Origin of the sequence: Aequorivita echinoideorum, from assembly GCF_018476645.1 — a bacterium.
Classification (GTDB): Bacteria; Bacteroidota; Bacteroidia; order Flavobacteriales; family Flavobacteriaceae; genus Aequorivita; species Aequorivita echinoideorum.
Map to the genome: position 1 here is coordinate 256,039 of NZ_JAHCTB010000001.1, position 15,727 is coordinate 271,765.

At 39.2% G+C, this 15,727-nt stretch carries 16 protein-coding genes and 1 tRNA gene; 7 read left to right on the forward strand and 10 right to left on the reverse strand.

Features of this window, described 5'->3' with window-relative positions; translation table 11 throughout:
• Window positions 1-135 precede the first annotated feature (135 nt).
• Window positions 136-1,107 carry an IS110 family RNA-guided transposase gene (locus KIV10_RS01200; protein ID WP_214111659.1) on the reverse strand — a complete coding sequence of 324 codons (972 nt, stop codon included), beginning with the start codon at window positions 1,105-1,107 and terminating at the stop codon, window positions 136-138.
• A 352-nt stretch (window positions 1,108-1,459) separates the two neighbouring features.
• On the opposite strand from KIV10_RS01200, the gene KIV10_RS01205 reads away from it, so the two are divergent.
• Window positions 1,460-2,116, forward strand: coding sequence for an EndoU domain-containing protein (locus KIV10_RS01205; RefSeq protein WP_214111660.1), 657 nt, complete (start codon window positions 1,460-1,462; stop codon window positions 2,114-2,116).
• Window positions 2,117-2,190: 74 nt separating this feature from the next.
• On the opposite strand, the gene KIV10_RS01210 is transcribed toward KIV10_RS01205, so the two are convergent.
• The 4 genes from KIV10_RS01210 to KIV10_RS01225 form a co-directional block, all read right to left on the reverse strand.
• Window positions 2,191-2,460 (reverse strand): type II toxin-antitoxin system RelE/ParE family toxin, encoded by a 270-nt coding sequence (locus tag KIV10_RS01210; RefSeq protein WP_214111661.1) that lies wholly within the window; start codon window positions 2,458-2,460, stop codon window positions 2,191-2,193.
• Entirely contained in the window at window positions 2,450-2,695 is a 246-nt protein-coding gene (locus KIV10_RS01215) for a hypothetical protein (protein WP_214111662.1), read from the reverse strand. Before KIV10_RS01215 ends, KIV10_RS01210 begins: the two co-directional genes overlap by 11 nt.
• Before the next feature lie 86 nt (window positions 2,696-2,781).
• Window positions 2,782-4,002 (reverse strand): BaiN/RdsA family NAD(P)/FAD-dependent oxidoreductase, encoded by a 1,221-nt coding sequence (locus KIV10_RS01220; protein WP_214111663.1) that lies wholly within the window; start codon window positions 4,000-4,002, stop codon window positions 2,782-2,784.
• A 3-nt stretch (window positions 4,003-4,005) separates the two neighbouring features.
• Window positions 4,006-5,475 (reverse strand): T9SS type A sorting domain-containing protein, encoded by a 1,470-nt coding sequence (locus tag KIV10_RS01225; RefSeq protein WP_214111664.1) that lies wholly within the window; start codon window positions 5,473-5,475, stop codon window positions 4,006-4,008.
• Window positions 5,476-5,572: 97 nt separating this feature from the next.
• On the opposite strand from KIV10_RS01225, the gene KIV10_RS01230 reads away from it, so the two are divergent.
• The gene (locus KIV10_RS01230; protein WP_214111665.1) at window positions 5,573-6,643 is read left to right on the forward strand and encodes an endonuclease/exonuclease/phosphatase family protein; all 1,071 of its coding nucleotides are present in this window, start codon (window positions 5,573-5,575) and stop codon (window positions 6,641-6,643) included.
• A 36-nt stretch (window positions 6,644-6,679) separates the two neighbouring features.
• Here the strand turns inward: KIV10_RS01230 and KIV10_RS01235 are convergent.
• Window positions 6,680-6,761: transfer RNA gene (locus KIV10_RS01235), tRNA-Leu, on the reverse strand.
• A gap of 251 nt (window positions 6,762-7,012) precedes the next feature.
• Here KIV10_RS01235 and KIV10_RS01240 point away from each other — a divergent pair.
• Window positions 7,013-8,401, forward strand: a complete 1,389-nt coding sequence (locus KIV10_RS01240; RefSeq protein ID WP_214111666.1) for a dipeptidase — start codon at window positions 7,013-7,015, stop codon at window positions 8,399-8,401.
• A gap of 41 nt (window positions 8,402-8,442) precedes the next feature.
• Here KIV10_RS01240 and KIV10_RS01245 read toward each other — a convergent pair whose 3' ends face one another.
• The gene (locus tag KIV10_RS01245) at window positions 8,443-9,018 is read right to left on the reverse strand and encodes a PhnA domain-containing protein (RefSeq protein WP_214111667.1); all 576 of its coding nucleotides are present in this window, start codon (window positions 9,016-9,018) and stop codon (window positions 8,443-8,445) included.
• A 123-nt stretch (window positions 9,019-9,141) separates the two neighbouring features.
• Between KIV10_RS01245 and KIV10_RS01250 the strand changes: the two genes are divergently transcribed.
• The 4 genes from KIV10_RS01250 (at window position 9,142) to KIV10_RS01265 (ending at window position 12,750) form a co-directional block, all read left to right on the forward strand.
• Entirely contained in the window at window positions 9,142-9,507 is a 366-nt protein-coding gene (locus KIV10_RS01250; RefSeq protein ID WP_214111668.1) for a BlaI/MecI/CopY family transcriptional regulator, read from the forward strand.
• Window positions 9,508-9,509: 2 nt separating this feature from the next.
• On the forward strand, window positions 9,510-11,498 hold the full coding sequence (locus tag KIV10_RS01255) for a M56 family metallopeptidase (RefSeq protein WP_214111669.1): 1,989 nt from the start codon (window positions 9,510-9,512) through the stop codon (window positions 11,496-11,498).
• A gap of 72 nt (window positions 11,499-11,570) precedes the next feature.
• Entirely contained in the window at window positions 11,571-12,278 is a 708-nt protein-coding gene (locus KIV10_RS01260; protein WP_214111670.1) for a peptidoglycan DD-metalloendopeptidase family protein, read from the forward strand.
• 43 nt (window positions 12,279-12,321) lie between these two features.
• The gene (locus tag KIV10_RS01265) at window positions 12,322-12,750 is read left to right on the forward strand and encodes a YybH family protein (RefSeq protein WP_214111671.1); all 429 of its coding nucleotides are present in this window, start codon (window positions 12,322-12,324) and stop codon (window positions 12,748-12,750) included.
• Here KIV10_RS01265 and KIV10_RS01270 read toward each other — a convergent pair whose 3' ends face one another.
• From KIV10_RS01270 to KIV10_RS01280, 3 genes are read right to left on the reverse strand one after another with little or no spacing between them, the layout of a single operon-like run.
• Complete coding sequence (locus tag KIV10_RS01270) at window positions 12,751-14,286, reverse strand: cryptochrome/photolyase family protein (RefSeq protein WP_214111672.1); 1,536 nt, start codon at window positions 14,284-14,286, stop codon at window positions 12,751-12,753.
• 9 nt (window positions 14,287-14,295) lie between these two features.
• Window positions 14,296-15,609 (reverse strand): DASH family cryptochrome, encoded by a 1,314-nt coding sequence (locus KIV10_RS01275; RefSeq protein ID WP_214111673.1) that lies wholly within the window; start codon window positions 15,607-15,609, stop codon window positions 14,296-14,298.
• Window positions 15,576-15,722, reverse strand: coding sequence for a DUF2256 domain-containing protein (locus KIV10_RS01280; RefSeq protein WP_407650138.1), 147 nt, complete (start codon window positions 15,720-15,722; stop codon window positions 15,576-15,578). Before KIV10_RS01280 ends, KIV10_RS01275 begins: the two co-directional genes overlap by 34 nt.
• Window positions 15,723-15,727 lie beyond the last annotated feature (5 nt).

Consider the following 15,727-nt stretch of genomic DNA (forward strand, 5'->3'; position numbering starts at 1 on the left):
AAAAGAAACAACGAAGGCACAACAAAGAACTGAGGTAAAAAACAACTAATTTCTTCATTAATTTTCGACATTATTATTCTAGGCTAACAGATTGAAAAAATGGATCTGTAAGCTATTTTTTTGTTTGGGACCCACTTATTTTACCTCAAGCACCGAAACGAATCCGGCATCATAGGGCAACCCCGATTTTGCGATGGCAAAACACTGTTTCAGCAGTTTGTTGGCCACCGCTATGAGCGCCAGTTTCTTGCTCTTTCCCTTGTTCACGATACGCCCATACAGCTCGCGGCAGGCCCTGTTGTGCTTGCAGGCATTGAAGGCGCACAGGAACAACAGGTTGCGCAGTTTCTTGTTGCCCACCTTGCTGATCCTGCTACGGCCCCGCACGCTGCTACCAGACTCGCGGATGGTGGGCGTGATGCCCACATAGCTGCAAAGCTGCGCAGCGGTGCCAAACTTGGAAAAGCCATCGGTTACCACGATCAGGAACAAAGCTGTCTTGGTTCCGATGCCCGGCACGGTCTGCAAAAGCGTCAGCTGGTACTGCTGCTCCTGCCTTACCAATTCCAGCAGGCGCTCATCGATCGCGGCAAGTTCCTTGTCCAAGTGTTTTTTATCGCGCTTTAAAGAGCGGTACACAAACTTTGACGGGATTCCCAAGGTTTCCTCGCCGTGCAGCTTGTTCTTGGTGGCCGTGCGCTTCTTCAGGTAGCTGTCCATTAAGCGGAAGAGCTGCAGGCACTCGGCCTGCACGTCTGTCAGGGCACTGTAGGGCGGAACCCCGTTGGCCAGGGCATAGTCACAGATGGCCCTGGCATCGCTCTTGTCGGTCTTTACCTTGGCCAGCTTCATCTGTATGAAGCGCTTTACCGACAAAGGGTTAACTACCGATACCGCCACATTGCTTTTGTAAAGAAACTGTGCGAGCCTGTAATGGTAATAGCCCGTGGCTTCCATCACTACCAGTGATTCTTTTGGGATTCCCTTTAAAAAAGAAGCAAGCCCCTTTGCATCATTTTTGAACTGGTTGTGCCCACTGGCACTGCCGTGCACATCAAAGACATCCTTGCTGATGTCGACTCCAAAAGTTTCCATATATTTATCCATAGGAACTGAATTTATGAAAGAACCGGCTACTTGGGCCACAACAACTTGAAAACGAGGTCCAGGCCTCACAGAACTGAACGTGGTTTAAGTAGTAAAAGAGCGGGGATTATCAATGTTGCCGAAGTCTAAAAGCTTCACCGTGTATAGTAACCTTACTCCGCTCTTTTGTTCTTTCTGATTATTACTTAAAGTTAACTGATTTAATGAAAATCAAACTTAAGTTGTGTATAAGCAATAGCGGGTTTAGTGATAAAAAGGAAAGTCTTCTTGTCAATCAAAGTTCGGTGCTTGGCTGAAAGTAAGTGCCTTGTAATCCGCTACTGCTCATGCACGAGACCGTTGGCAACAAAATATGGAATACCATTACTACATACTTCGGAATGGAACTTCCACAGATAAGCAAGCTTTAAAAACTGGTACTTTTATAGTCCGAATTCCGAATCACTATCCATTCAACTTTACTGATGGAAATGGACCTTATAAGTCATTACGAGCTATAAAAAGATATTCACCGATTTATCAATTGTTAAAAAGATCTAATCCGAGACGAGCACAACAAATTGTAGAGGAAAAAAATATTATAAAATCGGACAAATTAATCGCAATACCAAAAGGAACTAAATTTAAACCAGACGTAGTTGAAGGATTTATTCATGCAACTATAGGACGAATAAAAATTGGAGACCTTACTGGAATTCACTTTTTCGACCCTGACAAAGTTAGAATTATAGAGACTCTCGAAAAAAGCGAAAAAACTTCAGTTTTCAAAGCCAAATTTGAATTCTATGATGTCCGAACAAAAAAATGGATTGAGAAAAAAACAGCAAGTACTTTTTTTCCGCTAAATTGGAATTTAGCAACATTACTTATGGAATGTAAATTCGCTTTTGATAGACTAAATGAAGAGGATTTGAATGATGGAAAAATAAAGTCTGTTACTCAATCAAATATTGAGGTTGAAATGATAATAAAAAACGGAAAATTGAAATCATTATATCCATTAATTTAAAAATATCATAAAAACCCAAACACACCCCGCTACCGCGAGCGTTCCGCTCGTGAACAATCATCAAATCCTTCTATTTAAAAAGCCTGTTTTTGGTTTAAAATCCTTAAAACAGTTATGGTTTTATCAAAAACACAATAATGAATGGAGTAATTAAATTTTTTCAAATGAACCATACGCACATCTTTGTAGCGAAGTTGAAATTGAAATGGATTCGCCTTAATGTGCTGCATCTGTTCATGAAAATCTAGGTGGAATTTTTCATTAATACCTTTGGCGCCCAAAAAACAATCGATAATATAAAATTCAATATCCGCCTCTTTCGAAAAGACAATATCAAAATCCATACTTCTTCCTAATTTCAGAATACGGTATGGTTTCTAAAGTCCCATCCTTTTGTCTTTGAAGCATATCATCCATCATCGTTTTATATTCTTCAGAGGGTTCAGCAAAGTGAAGTGCCCTATCCTCAAGCATAAATTCAATATAATTTTTCAGCGAACGCTTTTGTAACTTGGCCTGTGTTTCGAGTATTTTAATAGCTTCATCGTCAAGCTCAATCAATTTCTTTGTCTTTCCCATGGTATATAGATGTTATATACCAAATATAACATAATATCTAATGACACAAATACGGAAATCTCTTAAAAACTAATCCCTTTAGAGCTTCAAGTGCTTAAAGCCTGCGCCACAACAAACCCACCCGTCCAAGCATTCTGAAAGTTGAAGCCACCCGTAATGGCATCAATATTTAAAACCTCCCCAGCAAGGTAAAGTCCGCCGACTACATTGCTCTCAAAAGATTTAAAGTTCACTTCCTTGAGGTCCACACCGCCCGCGGTCACAAATTCCTCTTTAAAAGTGCTCTTGCCCGTTACCTCAAAAACCCCTGCCGTCAATTGGTTGGCAAAATTCATCAAATTTTCGCGGGTCGCTTCCGCCCATGTAAGCGTTTTCGGGATGCCAGCTGCCAATACCAAGTTTTGCCAAAGCCGCTTCGGCAATTCAAACTGTGCATATTTAAAAATAGTCTGCTTGCCCTGCGTATTTTTTAATTCCTTCAAAGAAGAAAGCGCATCCGCTTCCGAAATATCCTGCAACCAATTCACTTCAATGGAAAAATGATATTTCAAAGTCTCCAAAACACGCGCCCCCCACGCCGAAAGTTTCAAAATAGCCGGCCCGCTCATCCCCCAATGGGTTATTAAAAGCCCCCTAACCCCCGAAGGGGGAACTTTTGTATCGGAAACTATCTTCACGTTGGCCTGCGTAGAAATTCCTTGAAGGTTGGCAATCCGCACATCTTTTATATTAAATGTAAAAAGTGAAGGAACGGGCGGAACAACGCTGTGCCCCAAGCCTTCCAGCAATTGCCAGATTTTAGGATTGCTTCCCGTAGCAACCACAATCTTTTCTGCCGAAAAAGAATCGGTAGTAGTAGTTATTTTGAAAAAATCTTCTTCCTTTTCAATCTCCCTCACAGATTGGTTCAGTAATATTTGAATACCAAGCGTATTTGCTTCGCGAAGAAAACAATCAATAATGGTTTGCGATGCATCCGTAACCGGAAACATTCTCCCATCCTCCTCAATTTTTAGGGCAACGCCTCTCTTTTCGAACCAATCAATGGTATCGCCGGTCATAAAACTGTGGAAAGGACCCAAAAGCTCTTTCTCGCCCCGCGGATAGTTCAGCGAAAGTTCCTTTGGGACAAACTCTGCGTGCGTAACATTGCACCTCCCGCCACCGCTCACCTTTACTTTGGTAAGCACCTCTTTTCCCCGCTCAAGAATAAGGATGCGGAGTTTGGGATTGTTGGCAGCGGCGTTTATAGCGGTAAAAAATCCCGCCGCGCCGCCGCCAATTACTATTACATCCGCTTTTTTCAATGCTTATTGCACCACTAATTTTTTGGTGATTTCAGTTTTTTCATTTTTGAAATTCACAAAATACACCCCGCTCGGCAAATTGATTCCGAAGGTATTCTCCCCTTCTGAAATTGCTTCGGTTTTAAGAAGATTACCGGCAATTCCAAAGATTTTCATTTCTGAAAAACCAAAGGTATTGTTGAAATTGATTTCCCCACGTGAAGGATTTGGATAAAAACCGAAGTTTGAAAGATCATTTTCGGCAACATTCAAAACAGCGCAGTCAAAAGGCGTATAAATCACTTCACCCAAAGAAGCATCATCCACCACGTGGAAAATTACATCCTCTACTTCTTCAGCTGTGCTTAGCTCACCCTCAATCCAGCAGTTATTGATTGCCTGTATTGTGTTTGCGGTGTTGTTATAAATGGCAAACGTTTCGCCATTGTTCCCATTTTCAGAAAAAATATTTTCACCGGGATTATCAGCATCGTCACCAAGATTTATCGATGCAGTACCAATAACGGTAATTCCCCAAAGATTTCTTCGGAATTCGTTACCGGAAGCCACCACATTCATAACCCCTGCAGAAGTATTCAGGGAAATTCCGCTGCCGCCAAGATTGGGATCGCCTTGCGTATTGTTGTCCTCAATTACATTCCCACGAATCAATGCAGAATCGCAACTTCCTATAATGGTTATTCCATATCTATTGTTCTGGATTATGTTATCGTCAATAATGGCATTGATGCTTCCGCCTGTGAAATTCGCAATTGCAATACCGCCTGCCATTTCATTTACTGGGTCGCCAATAATTGTATTTTGGATTATCTCCAAAGGCTCATTCGCCATAGTTGTCCCAATATTTATTTGCGGACGGTTGCTGTTGGCCTGGTTATTTCCCTCAATGGTATTATTAAAAATATAAGCTGAAACCGCAGAATTCGCTGCCGATCCAATAGCGGGATTTTCATTAAAGGAAATTGTGTTATTGGTTATCTGTGGCATCCCGCCCGAAAGCTGAATCACGGCACTCGTAGTCGCCCCGGAAACATTGTTGGTCAACGTGCAGTTGTCTATTGAAAATGTATCTGTCAAAACACGGAGTCCACCACCGTATTCAATGGTAGCGTTATTGATTTCAATTTCTGAAAACTCTTCAAAACGAAATCCTTCGTAAGGCATGGTCTCATCAATTGCAGTGATTGTAACCGCATCGCTATCTACGGTGAAAGTCCCAAAAACGGTAACCAAGATTTCAGAATCGATGGCCAGCGTCAAATCGGTATCGATGATAACGGTATCGTTTTCGGCAATTTCAAGATTTTCAAGTAGCGAATAATTGTTACCCGAAATGGTAATGGTGGTTGGGCTTGCGGTGGCAATGTCATCCAGCGTCCAGACAACCCCTGTATTGGGGGTTGTGTAGGTTTGCGCAAATGAAATTGCGGTAAATAATAGTGTAATAAATGTACTGAGGATAATTTTTTTCATTGTAAAATTTTTTTGAAGCGGTAAAAATACGCATCTGCGCTTAGGCAAAAAAGATATTTATCTCCTTTTAAATTGATAAAAGCCCTAAATTTGAAAAATGGTTTTATACATATTTATTGTCTTTTTTATAATAAGCCCATTTTTTCCCGCCATTGGCAGCGCCCATTGGTTTTTCCGCACAGCGGATTTTGTTCGCATACAATCCTTGGTCATTCAGGCAGTTTTACTTGCACTTCTTATTTATTTGAAAGAAGAATTCACGGTATTCAGTTGGGTTTTGCTCGGCGGATTGGTATTGACCATGATTTATCAACTCTTCAAGGTTTTTCCGTACAGCTCGCTCTTCCCCAGAAGACGTTCGCACGCTCCCAGTGATTGCCACGTGTCCATTTTAGCGGGAAATGTACTGCAAACCAATAGTTGCTATCCCGATTTTTTAAACGAAATAAAACGATTTGACCCTGATTTGGTTCTCGCTATGGAAACCAATCAGGATTGGGAAGATTGCCTTTCAGAAATTGAAGATAAATATCCCTACAGCATAAAAGTTCCATTGGAAAATTTCTACGGAATGCACCTTTATTCCAAAAAGGAATTGCAAAACCCTGAAGTAAAATACCAGATTGAGGATGATAAGCCTTCCATTTTCTTTGATTTTCCCACGGGAAATAATAATTCGATTTTCTTTTGCTGTCTGCATCCCGCCCCGCCAAGCCCCACTGAAAATGAAACATCAAAAGAGCGCGACGCAGAATTGATGCTCACCGGAAAAAGGATTCGAAAGTTACAAAAACCCACCGTGGTTTGTGGCGATATGAACGACGTGGTCTGGAGCCGAACCACAAGGCTTTTCAAAAAAATGACGGGAATGATTGACCCACGCGTTGGCCGTGGATTCTTTTCTACATTTCACGCCGGGTATTTCTTTTTGCGTTTTCCCCTGGACCACCTTTTCCACACCCGCGACCTGTATGTGGGGAAAATGATACGTTCCAAAAACTTTGGCAGTGACCATTTTGCAATGTATTACGAGATTCACCATAAAAAAAGCACTGATACCCCAAAAAACCCAAAATTAAACGGCGACGAAAAAGAGGAAATAAATGAATTGATTGAAGAGGGAAAGGAGAATCAAGAAAATATGGATACACCATCTACCCAAAAATAAAAAAAACCGACTTGTAAAAGTCGGTTTTTTGTTTAGTACAGGCGGAGAGACTCGAACTCTCACACCTCACGGCACTAGATCCTAAGTCTAGCGTGTCTACCAATTCCACCACGCCTGCAACTAATTTTTATTCTTTAGCGTGTCTAACATCCCGATAGCTATCGGGACCACAACGCCTTCAACTAATTTTCACAACACTTAATACATATTGTAAAAGGAGTGCAAATATAAACAAGAATTCTATTTTCTAAATTATTTTTTCCGGAAAATTTAATTATTCTTAAAAAATACTTCAAATAGCTTTTCCACCCACGACCTACCAATTTACAAACGTGTTTTGTACCTTAGCGTTTCTTCAAAAATAAATAGATGGAAAGTGCAAAATCATACATTGAAAAAAATAAGCAACGATTCTTGGATGAATTGATCGAGCTTCTTAAAATACCTTCAATTAGTGCTGATTCAGCATACAAAAAAGATGTGCTGCAAACCGCCGAAGCCGTAAAAAAACAACTTGAAAAAGCGGGATGTGATACTGTAGAAATTTGTGAAACCCCAGGGTATCCTATTGTTTACGGGGAAAAATTGATTGATAAAAAATTGCCCACCATCCTCGTTTACGGACATTATGACGTGCAACCACCGGATCCACTGGATCTTTGGGAAAGTCCGCCGTTTGAACCTGTCATCAAAAAAACAAAATTACATCCTGAGGGTGCCATTTTTGCCCGTGGAAGTTGTGACGATAAAGGTCAAATGTATATGCACGTAAAGGCCTTAGAATATATGACTGAAACCAATCAACTTCCCTGCAATGTGAAATTTATGATTGAAGGCGAAGAGGAAGTAGGCAGCAGCAGTTTGGAATGGTTTGTAACCAAAAACAAGAAAAAACTTGCCAATGATGTTATTTTAATAAGCGATACGGGAATGATCGCAAAGGACGTTCCATCAATTACTACGGGCCTTCGCGGGCTAAGCTATGTGGAAGTGGAAATTACGGGGCCAAATCGCGACCTCCACAGCGGCCTGTATGGCGGTGCGGTGGCAAATCCCATCAACGTGCTTGCAAAAATGATTGCTTCCCTTCACGATAAAAACAATCACATAACCATTCCAGGTTTTTATGATGAAGTTGAAAAACTTTCAAAAAAAGAACGGGAAAAAATGGCTGAAGCACCTTTCAATATAGAGGAATATGAAAGAGCGCTGGATATCGATGCCGTTTATGGCGAAAAAGGATTTTCAACAAACGAGCGAAACTCCATTCGGCCAACATTGGACGTTAACGGAATTTGGGGCGGCTACACCGGCGAAGGCGCAAAAACCGTAATTGCCAGTAAAGCCTATGCAAAAATAAGTATGCGATTGGTGCCAAATCAGGATTGGAAAAAAATAACGGAACTATTCAAAAATCATTTTGAGAGCATTGCCCCAGCCGGGGTTCGTGTTAAAGTGAAACCCCACCACGGCGGGCAGGCATACGTTACTCCTATTGATAGTTTGGGTTACAAGGCTGCCGAAAAAGCTTATGAGGAAACTTTTGGAAAAACGCCAATACCTCAACGCAGCGGTGGAAGTATTCCCATCGTATCGTTATTTGAAAAAGAACTGAAAAGCAAGACTATTCTAATGGGTTTTGGCTTGGACAGCGATGCCATCCACTCGCCTAATGAGCATTTTGGCATTTGGAATTATTTGAAAGGAATAGAAACTATTCCGCAGTTCTATCGTTATTTTACTGAGCTGAGCAAGTAGTTTTCCCATTCCTCCTCCTCTTCGGGGAGGTGGGCAGTGGCTTACATTTTCTTTACAAAATCTGTGATGATGACTATTTGTTGGCCATCAACTTTGCCTTCAATATATTTCTCGTTTTCGTGGTCGAGGGAAATCCGGCGCACGACAGTACCTTGCTTGGCAACCATACTGCTTCCTTTCACTTTTAAATCCTTGATTAAAACCACAGAATCGCCCGCTTCCAAAATAACACCATTGCTGTCTCGATGAACAACTGCATCGGCTTTCACTTCTGCTTCCCCACTCCTTGCCCATTCTTTTGTTTCGTCTTCCAAATACATCATATCCAGTAAATCCTGTGGCCACCCTTCAGCTTTCAAACGATTCAGCATTCGCCACGCCACGACCTGTACGGCAGGGACAGTGCTCCACATACTATCGTTCAGGCAACGCCAATGGTTTGGTTTTACTTTTTCTGGATCTGCAATTTGTTCGCTACAAATATTGCAGATTAATATGCTCATTTCGGCAAAATCCGTTGGGGAATTTGGGACTTCATAAACACATAAGTTTTCCGTGCTTTCGCAGAGTTCACATTTATTATCACTGCGCTTCCGCAATTCTTTTTCAGAATTCATTCTTCAAAATTTGGGTCAAAGATATTGTTTTTGATATTTGAAATTTGAACAATTTTACTTCTACGTTTGTAGAATTAAGATTTTTATTCTACGTTTGTAGAGTACAATAATGTTTTTTTCTATATGGCTTTATCTAATTCTGAAGAACAATTGATGCAAATTTTATGGAAACAGGAGCGTGCGCTTATGAAAGATCTCATTGATGCATATCCAGAACCAAGGCCTGCCACAACAACGGTTGCAACATTACTTAAACGAATGCAGGACAAAAATTTTGTGGACTATAAGCAATTGGGCCGTTCCCGGGAATATTTTCCATTGGTGAAAAAAAGGGACTATTTTTCAAAACACGTAAATGGGTTGATCAAAAAATTTTTCAATAACAGTCCGTCCCAATTCGCCTCTTTTTTCACCGAAACGACCAATCTTTCAAAATCTGAACTGGAAGAATTGAAGCAATTGATTGATTCTGAAATTAAAAAGAAGTAAGTATGGAAGCTTTCATATTAAAATCCACTGCAATACTCCTCGTTCTTTACGTTTTTTACAAAATATTGCTGGAAAGCACATCCATCCACAAGTTCAAAAGGGTCTATCTGTTTTTGAGCTTGATCTTGCCATTTGCAATCCCATTCATCACTTTCACAACTTATGTCGAAATTGAACCAATTATAGAAAATTTTGCAACGCAGCAACAACAAATTATATACGCTGAACCCACGCAAATTATAGAAACATTTAATCTTTGGCCCGTGATTTTGTGGACAGTGTACGGACTGGGAGTTCTGTTTTTCGGGATAAAATTCTTCGGAAATCTTTTCAGATTGATCCAAAATATGAATAAGAATCCGAAACGAAGAAATAGGCAATTCACCTATATTTTATTGAATGACAGCATGCTTCCCCATACTTTTTTCAATTTTATTTTTTTGAACAAAAAGGAATTTGAAAGTGACAAAATCCCGCAAGAGGTATTGCTTCACGAGCAAACTCACGCCACGCAGATGCATAGTTTGGATATAATTTTCGTTGAACTATTGCAAATTCTATTTTGGTTCAATCCGCTGTTTTATTTCATCAAAAAAAGCATAAAACTGAACCACGAATTTCTGGCGGACGAAGCGGTTTTACAAGCGGGAACAATCCTCTCAAAATACCAAACCATATTACTCGCGTTCTCATCAAACGGCGAAACGCCTTCATTGGCAAATTCAATCAATTTTTCATCAATCAAAAAACGATTTACAGTTATGAAAACAAAAACATCAAAAAAGGCAATTTTGCTACGCAGTCTACTCCTTTTACCATTGGTTTCCATTTTAATTTTCGGCTTCAGTTCAAAGGAAACTATTCAAAAACAGATTGAAAAATCCATTTCTTCTACTGAAAAAATTCAGGATATAAATATTAAAATAATTGAAGATTCAAAAATCCAATTGAATGGAAAATCCACAAATCTCGCAGCATTAAGTACAGAAATCAACAAGTTAAATACGCATTTAACAAACGAGCAAAAGCAAAAATACCTTTACGCAAATGTTGAAATCACGAAGGATTCCCAAAAAGATTTAGCCGAAAAGATTTCCGAAATTCTTTACGCAAGCAATATTAGAATGTGGAATATTTCAAATCTTGAAAATGAAAAAAATGAGGGTTTTAAACATATCCCTTTTAAAAGTCCTACATCCGGAAAAAGTATTGCCGAGGCTGAAATAATTTATCGAGAGCGATTGGAGGAAATTGATAAATACAAGAAATCCATTTCTCAAAATTCAGAAAATAATCCTTGGTCAATAGAATTGGGCGAGACAACGGAAAGGGATTCGGTAACTCGAAAAATTATTTCAAACAAAGAGAAGACTGATCAACAAAAATCACATACTCGCTTCGTTTTTAACACTTCCAAAAAAACAAATACCGGATTGAAAAAAGCAAAGTATTCAGAAAATTCAAATCTAAAAGGATTATTGCCTCCCCTAAAACCAGGTTTAGATCTCACCGCAAGAAACGTAGATATTGTTGTTTTTGAAGATGGCACATATACTGTAAATGGAGTTTTTTCAACCAAACAAAATTTTGTGAAAACTGTCAATAAATTTCATCAAGATATAAGTGCTGATGTTCGAAACAAAATAATAAATATCCATCTTGAAAGCAAAAAATATATTCCGGATGCCGAGGTAAAATTTATATATAATTCACTAAAAGATTACGGATTTTACCGAATGGTTACGCCCAATCAAGAAATTATTCTTGCCAAAGGAAACACTCCAATGGAAAGTACAATAGGAATGTTTCCAATGGTAAACCCCGAAGAAACCATAAAAGAACTCACCAAAAAAGGTGCTGAATTTTACAGCGGCCCGCATAGAATTACACCAGACGAGGCTTTAGAATTGGTCAAAAAATTCAGGGAAACGCCTATTGAAGTAAACGAAAACGACCCGCTAAAGCCCATCGTTATTCTCGGTGGCTGCTGATTAGTCTTTTTGAAATCTTACCATTTAAAAATTTTATCCGAAGTTTGCCTTTTAGAAATTGATTATATCCCAATGCCCGAAAGCAGCCTATTTTCATCAGAAGAATTTAAAAATTTTGCCACGAACAATGCCCTTTCGCTTCACGATTTATTTCCAAAAATATCATTCTCAAAAGTTTTAAAAATCGATATGGAATCCACACTTCCGCCGGATTCCAATTACGATACAGTAACAGAATTAGGAAATTTTATTGTTAAAATTCAAATTAAAAATCCCGATGCGCTTTTGGCAAACGGCTACTTGGAAAAACGGAGATTTTACACTACGGATGCCTACAAAAAAGTTGTGGGAAAAGGCGTGGAATACAGAAACATCCATTTGGGAACGGATTTTTGGGTTGTAGCGCAGACACCCATTCACGCGCTTTATGATGGGAAAATAGTAATTCTGCACGATAACAATTTCCCCAAAGATTACGGTCCAACGCTGGTTTTGGAGCATACCATCTCCAGTAAAAAGTTTTATACGCTTTACGGCCATCTTTCCCGCGAAAGTCTGTCTTTTCATAAGAAAGGGAATATTGTGAAAGCTGGTGAGTGCATTGGTTTTATAGGCGATGCCAAGGAAAATGGTGGTTGGGCGCCGCATCTTCATTTTCAAGTTATTTTAAATCTTTTGGGCAATTCTGAAAATTTCCCGGGAGTTGCGTTTCCTTCAGAAATTGAGACTTGGAAGAAAATTTGCCCAAACCCTTCTTTACTCTTTTCTGAAGATTTTTAATCAAAATCGGTTTATCTTTATTGAAAACCAAACCCAAAGTTTTATGAAAAAACTGCTCCTTCTTTTATGCTTTATCATTGCAATAAATACAATCGCACAAACCGAGGCCAATGATAAAAAGGCAATTCTTGAAGTACTAAAAATGCAGGAAAACGCTTGGAATAATTACGATCTCGAAGGTTTTATGCAGGGTTATGTAAAAAGCGATTCCTTAAAATTTTACGGAAAAAACGGAATAACAAGTGGTTGGCAAAAAACGTTGGAAAACTACAAAAAAGGCTACCCCACAAAAGAAAATACAGGGAATCTTTCCTTCACAATTGAAGCTATAACCAATATTGATGAAAATTCATATTACGTTATGGGCCAGTTCCACTTAGTAAGATCAATAGGGAATGCCGATGGCGTTTTTCTGATAATTTTCAAAAAAATTGAAGGCGAATGGAAAATCATTGCAGACTTAAGCTGCTGATTAAAATTTATCTGGATTTTTTATAATTTCCTGCGCACGTTTTAAATGGGCCTTCAAGGTCTCTGACTTCATTTTGTCAAGCAAGCTCAACATCATATTCATCCGGTTGTTATTTTCAAAATGTGCCTTTTTTTCACTTAAAAAATTCCAATATAATGAATTGAACGGACAGGCTTTCTCTCCCGTTTTTTTGTTGACGTCATAAAAACAATTTTTACAATAATTACTCATTTTATTAATGTAACTACCGCTGGAAATATAAGGTTTCGTAGCTACAATCCCATCATCCGCATATTGGCTCATCCCTCTGGTATTGGGCATTTCAACCCACTCGATGGCGTCAATGTAAATCCCTAAATACCACGCCTCAACCTCATCTGGATGCACCTGCGTGAGGAGCGCAAAATTTCCTGTGACCATCAACCGCTGAATGTGGTGTGCGTATGCATTTACAAGACTTTGCGTTACGGCGTGGTGTAGGCAATTCATTTTTGTTTTGCCCGTCCAATAAAAATCTGGTAACTTATTTTTATTTTCTAATTTATTCTCTTTTGCATAGCCCGGCATTTTCATCCAATAAATTCCGCGCATGTACTCACGCCAACCTAATATTTGCCGAATAAATCCTTCAACCTCCGAAATAGCTATCTCAGATTTTCGGCGGTAGTACGTTTCAATCACCTTTTCAATAATTTCCTTCGGCGAAAGCATTTTAGAATTCATGGAAAATGACAACCGCGAATGGAAAAGAAATTTTTCCTCGGTATGCATGGCATCTTGAAAATCGCCAAAATGAACCAATAAATTATCACAGAAATAATTGAGAACGCTCAAACTATCGGCACGCGAGGTGGGCCAACTAAAACTGCTTTCATTTAAGGTGCCAATTGTTTTGACTTTCTGTTTTTCAATCTGCTTCACAATTTCAGAAACGTCTTTTCTGAAACCGCGCTCGTGCGGAATTTCAGTTTTTTCGTCCCATTTGTTACGATTGCTCTTGTCAAAATTCCATTTTCCGCCTTCAGGACTGTCTTTTCCCGTTATCAAAATGTCGTGCTTTTTACGCATATGACGGTAAAAATACTCCATTGTCATTTCCTTTTTGCCTTCATAAAAGTCTGCCATTTCGGTTCGGGAAGTATAAAAATGTTCGGTATCGAAAACTTCACTTTCAATGCCCAAATCTTCACAGAAAGTGCGCAATTGTTTGTCCAACCTATATTCGTCCGGCAGTTGGTATTCAAACTTTTCAATGGAATATTTTGAAATCAGTTCGTTGAGATTTTCAACCAACTTTTGCTTATTCGCTTGTGCATCAATTTCATAATAAATGAATTGATGTCCCTTTGATTTAAAATGGTCGTAGAAATTTCGCATCGCGGAAAAAAACGCCACAATTTTCTGAATATGGTGATGGGCATAATCTGTTTCCTGGCGCATTTCGGCCATAAAATAGAGCGTATCCTTTTCAGTCTTATCAAACCAGGAATGCTTATAATTCAATTGATCGCCGAGGATGAGCCGCAGTTTTTTCATATTTCTAATTTACTCAAAATCCCCAAGCCATGTTTTTTGATATTCCTTTTTGGGATCATACTGTTCAGCCTGCTTTTTTATATTGAATTTCCTATCGCGAGGATCGTTGCCCACGCCACTATTGTACATCCAGTTGCCCCAATTGCTGTGGACATCGTAATCTATAAGCAAACTCTCAAAGTAAGCCGCGCCCACACGCCAATCCTGCTTCAATTCCTTTGCCCAATAGCTGTTCACGTTCTGTCTGCCGCGGTTGCTCATAAAACCAGTCTTGGCAATTTCAACCATATTTGCATTTACAAATGGCTCCTGCGTTTTGCCTTCGCTCCAATTTTTAAATGTTTGGGCATCATTTCCCCAATCCAATTTTTTATCTGAAATACCCGTTAATTGAAAGATTTTAGACCCGTGCTTCATCGAGATATATTTGAAATAATCACGCCACAACAATTCAAAAATGAGCCAATAGGTACTTTCATTGGCACCCGCCTCTTTTTCAAATCTTTTAATTTCCCAATAAATGATTCTCGGCGAAATTGAGCCGTTGGCAAGCCACGCGGAAAATTTTGAACTATAATCCGTGCCCAACATTCCGTTGCGGGTTTCCTTGTACGTTTTTATTTTTTCAGAATTCCATACGTAATAATCCAAGCGTTCCTTGGCTGCATCTTCGCCGCCACTGAAGGGAAAAGCAGACCGTGAGTCTATTTCAAAATCCTCAAAACCCAATTTTGATAGGGTTGGAATTTCCGTTTCATTTTCAATTAAATTAGCCGCGGATTGCTTTTTGGGTTCTTCGGCACATTCACGCACATTAAAATTTGCCTCCACTTTTTTTCTGAAGTTGGTAAAAACCTCAGGTATTTTTGAAAAATCTGAATACGGAATATCTTCCGGATGAAGCAAAAATTGGTCATAATCCTCAACGAAGCGGCAATCTGGCAATGCGCTTTTTACCTTTTTTTGAACTGCAACTTCCTCGCTCGTCCATTCTTTCTGAAAATATATAGTGTGAAAATCAAACTTTTTTGAAAGTTGAGGAATGGCTATTTCAGGTTTTTCGAAATAAACCAATAAACTTATATTAAGCAATTGCAGATTCTTCCGAAGATTTTCAACGCTTTCAATCAAAAATTTGGAATGGAATTTTCCCGTTCTTTTAAAGCCATATCCCGTTTCAGAAAAATCCCTGGGATCAAAACAATATACCCCAAAAATAGTATCATTTTCGCTTAAAGCTTTTTCAAGTGAATGATTATCGCATACCCGAAGATTTTTTGTAAACCAGATCAATCCTGTGGATTGTTTTTGTTTTTTTGACATTTTTTACTGCAATAAATTACGTTTTCCCAATCGCGCTCCCACTTTTTTCGCCAATTGAAAGGCCTTTTACAAACCGGACAAATTTTCTGTGGAAGACCCTTTTTCTTATTCACCACCC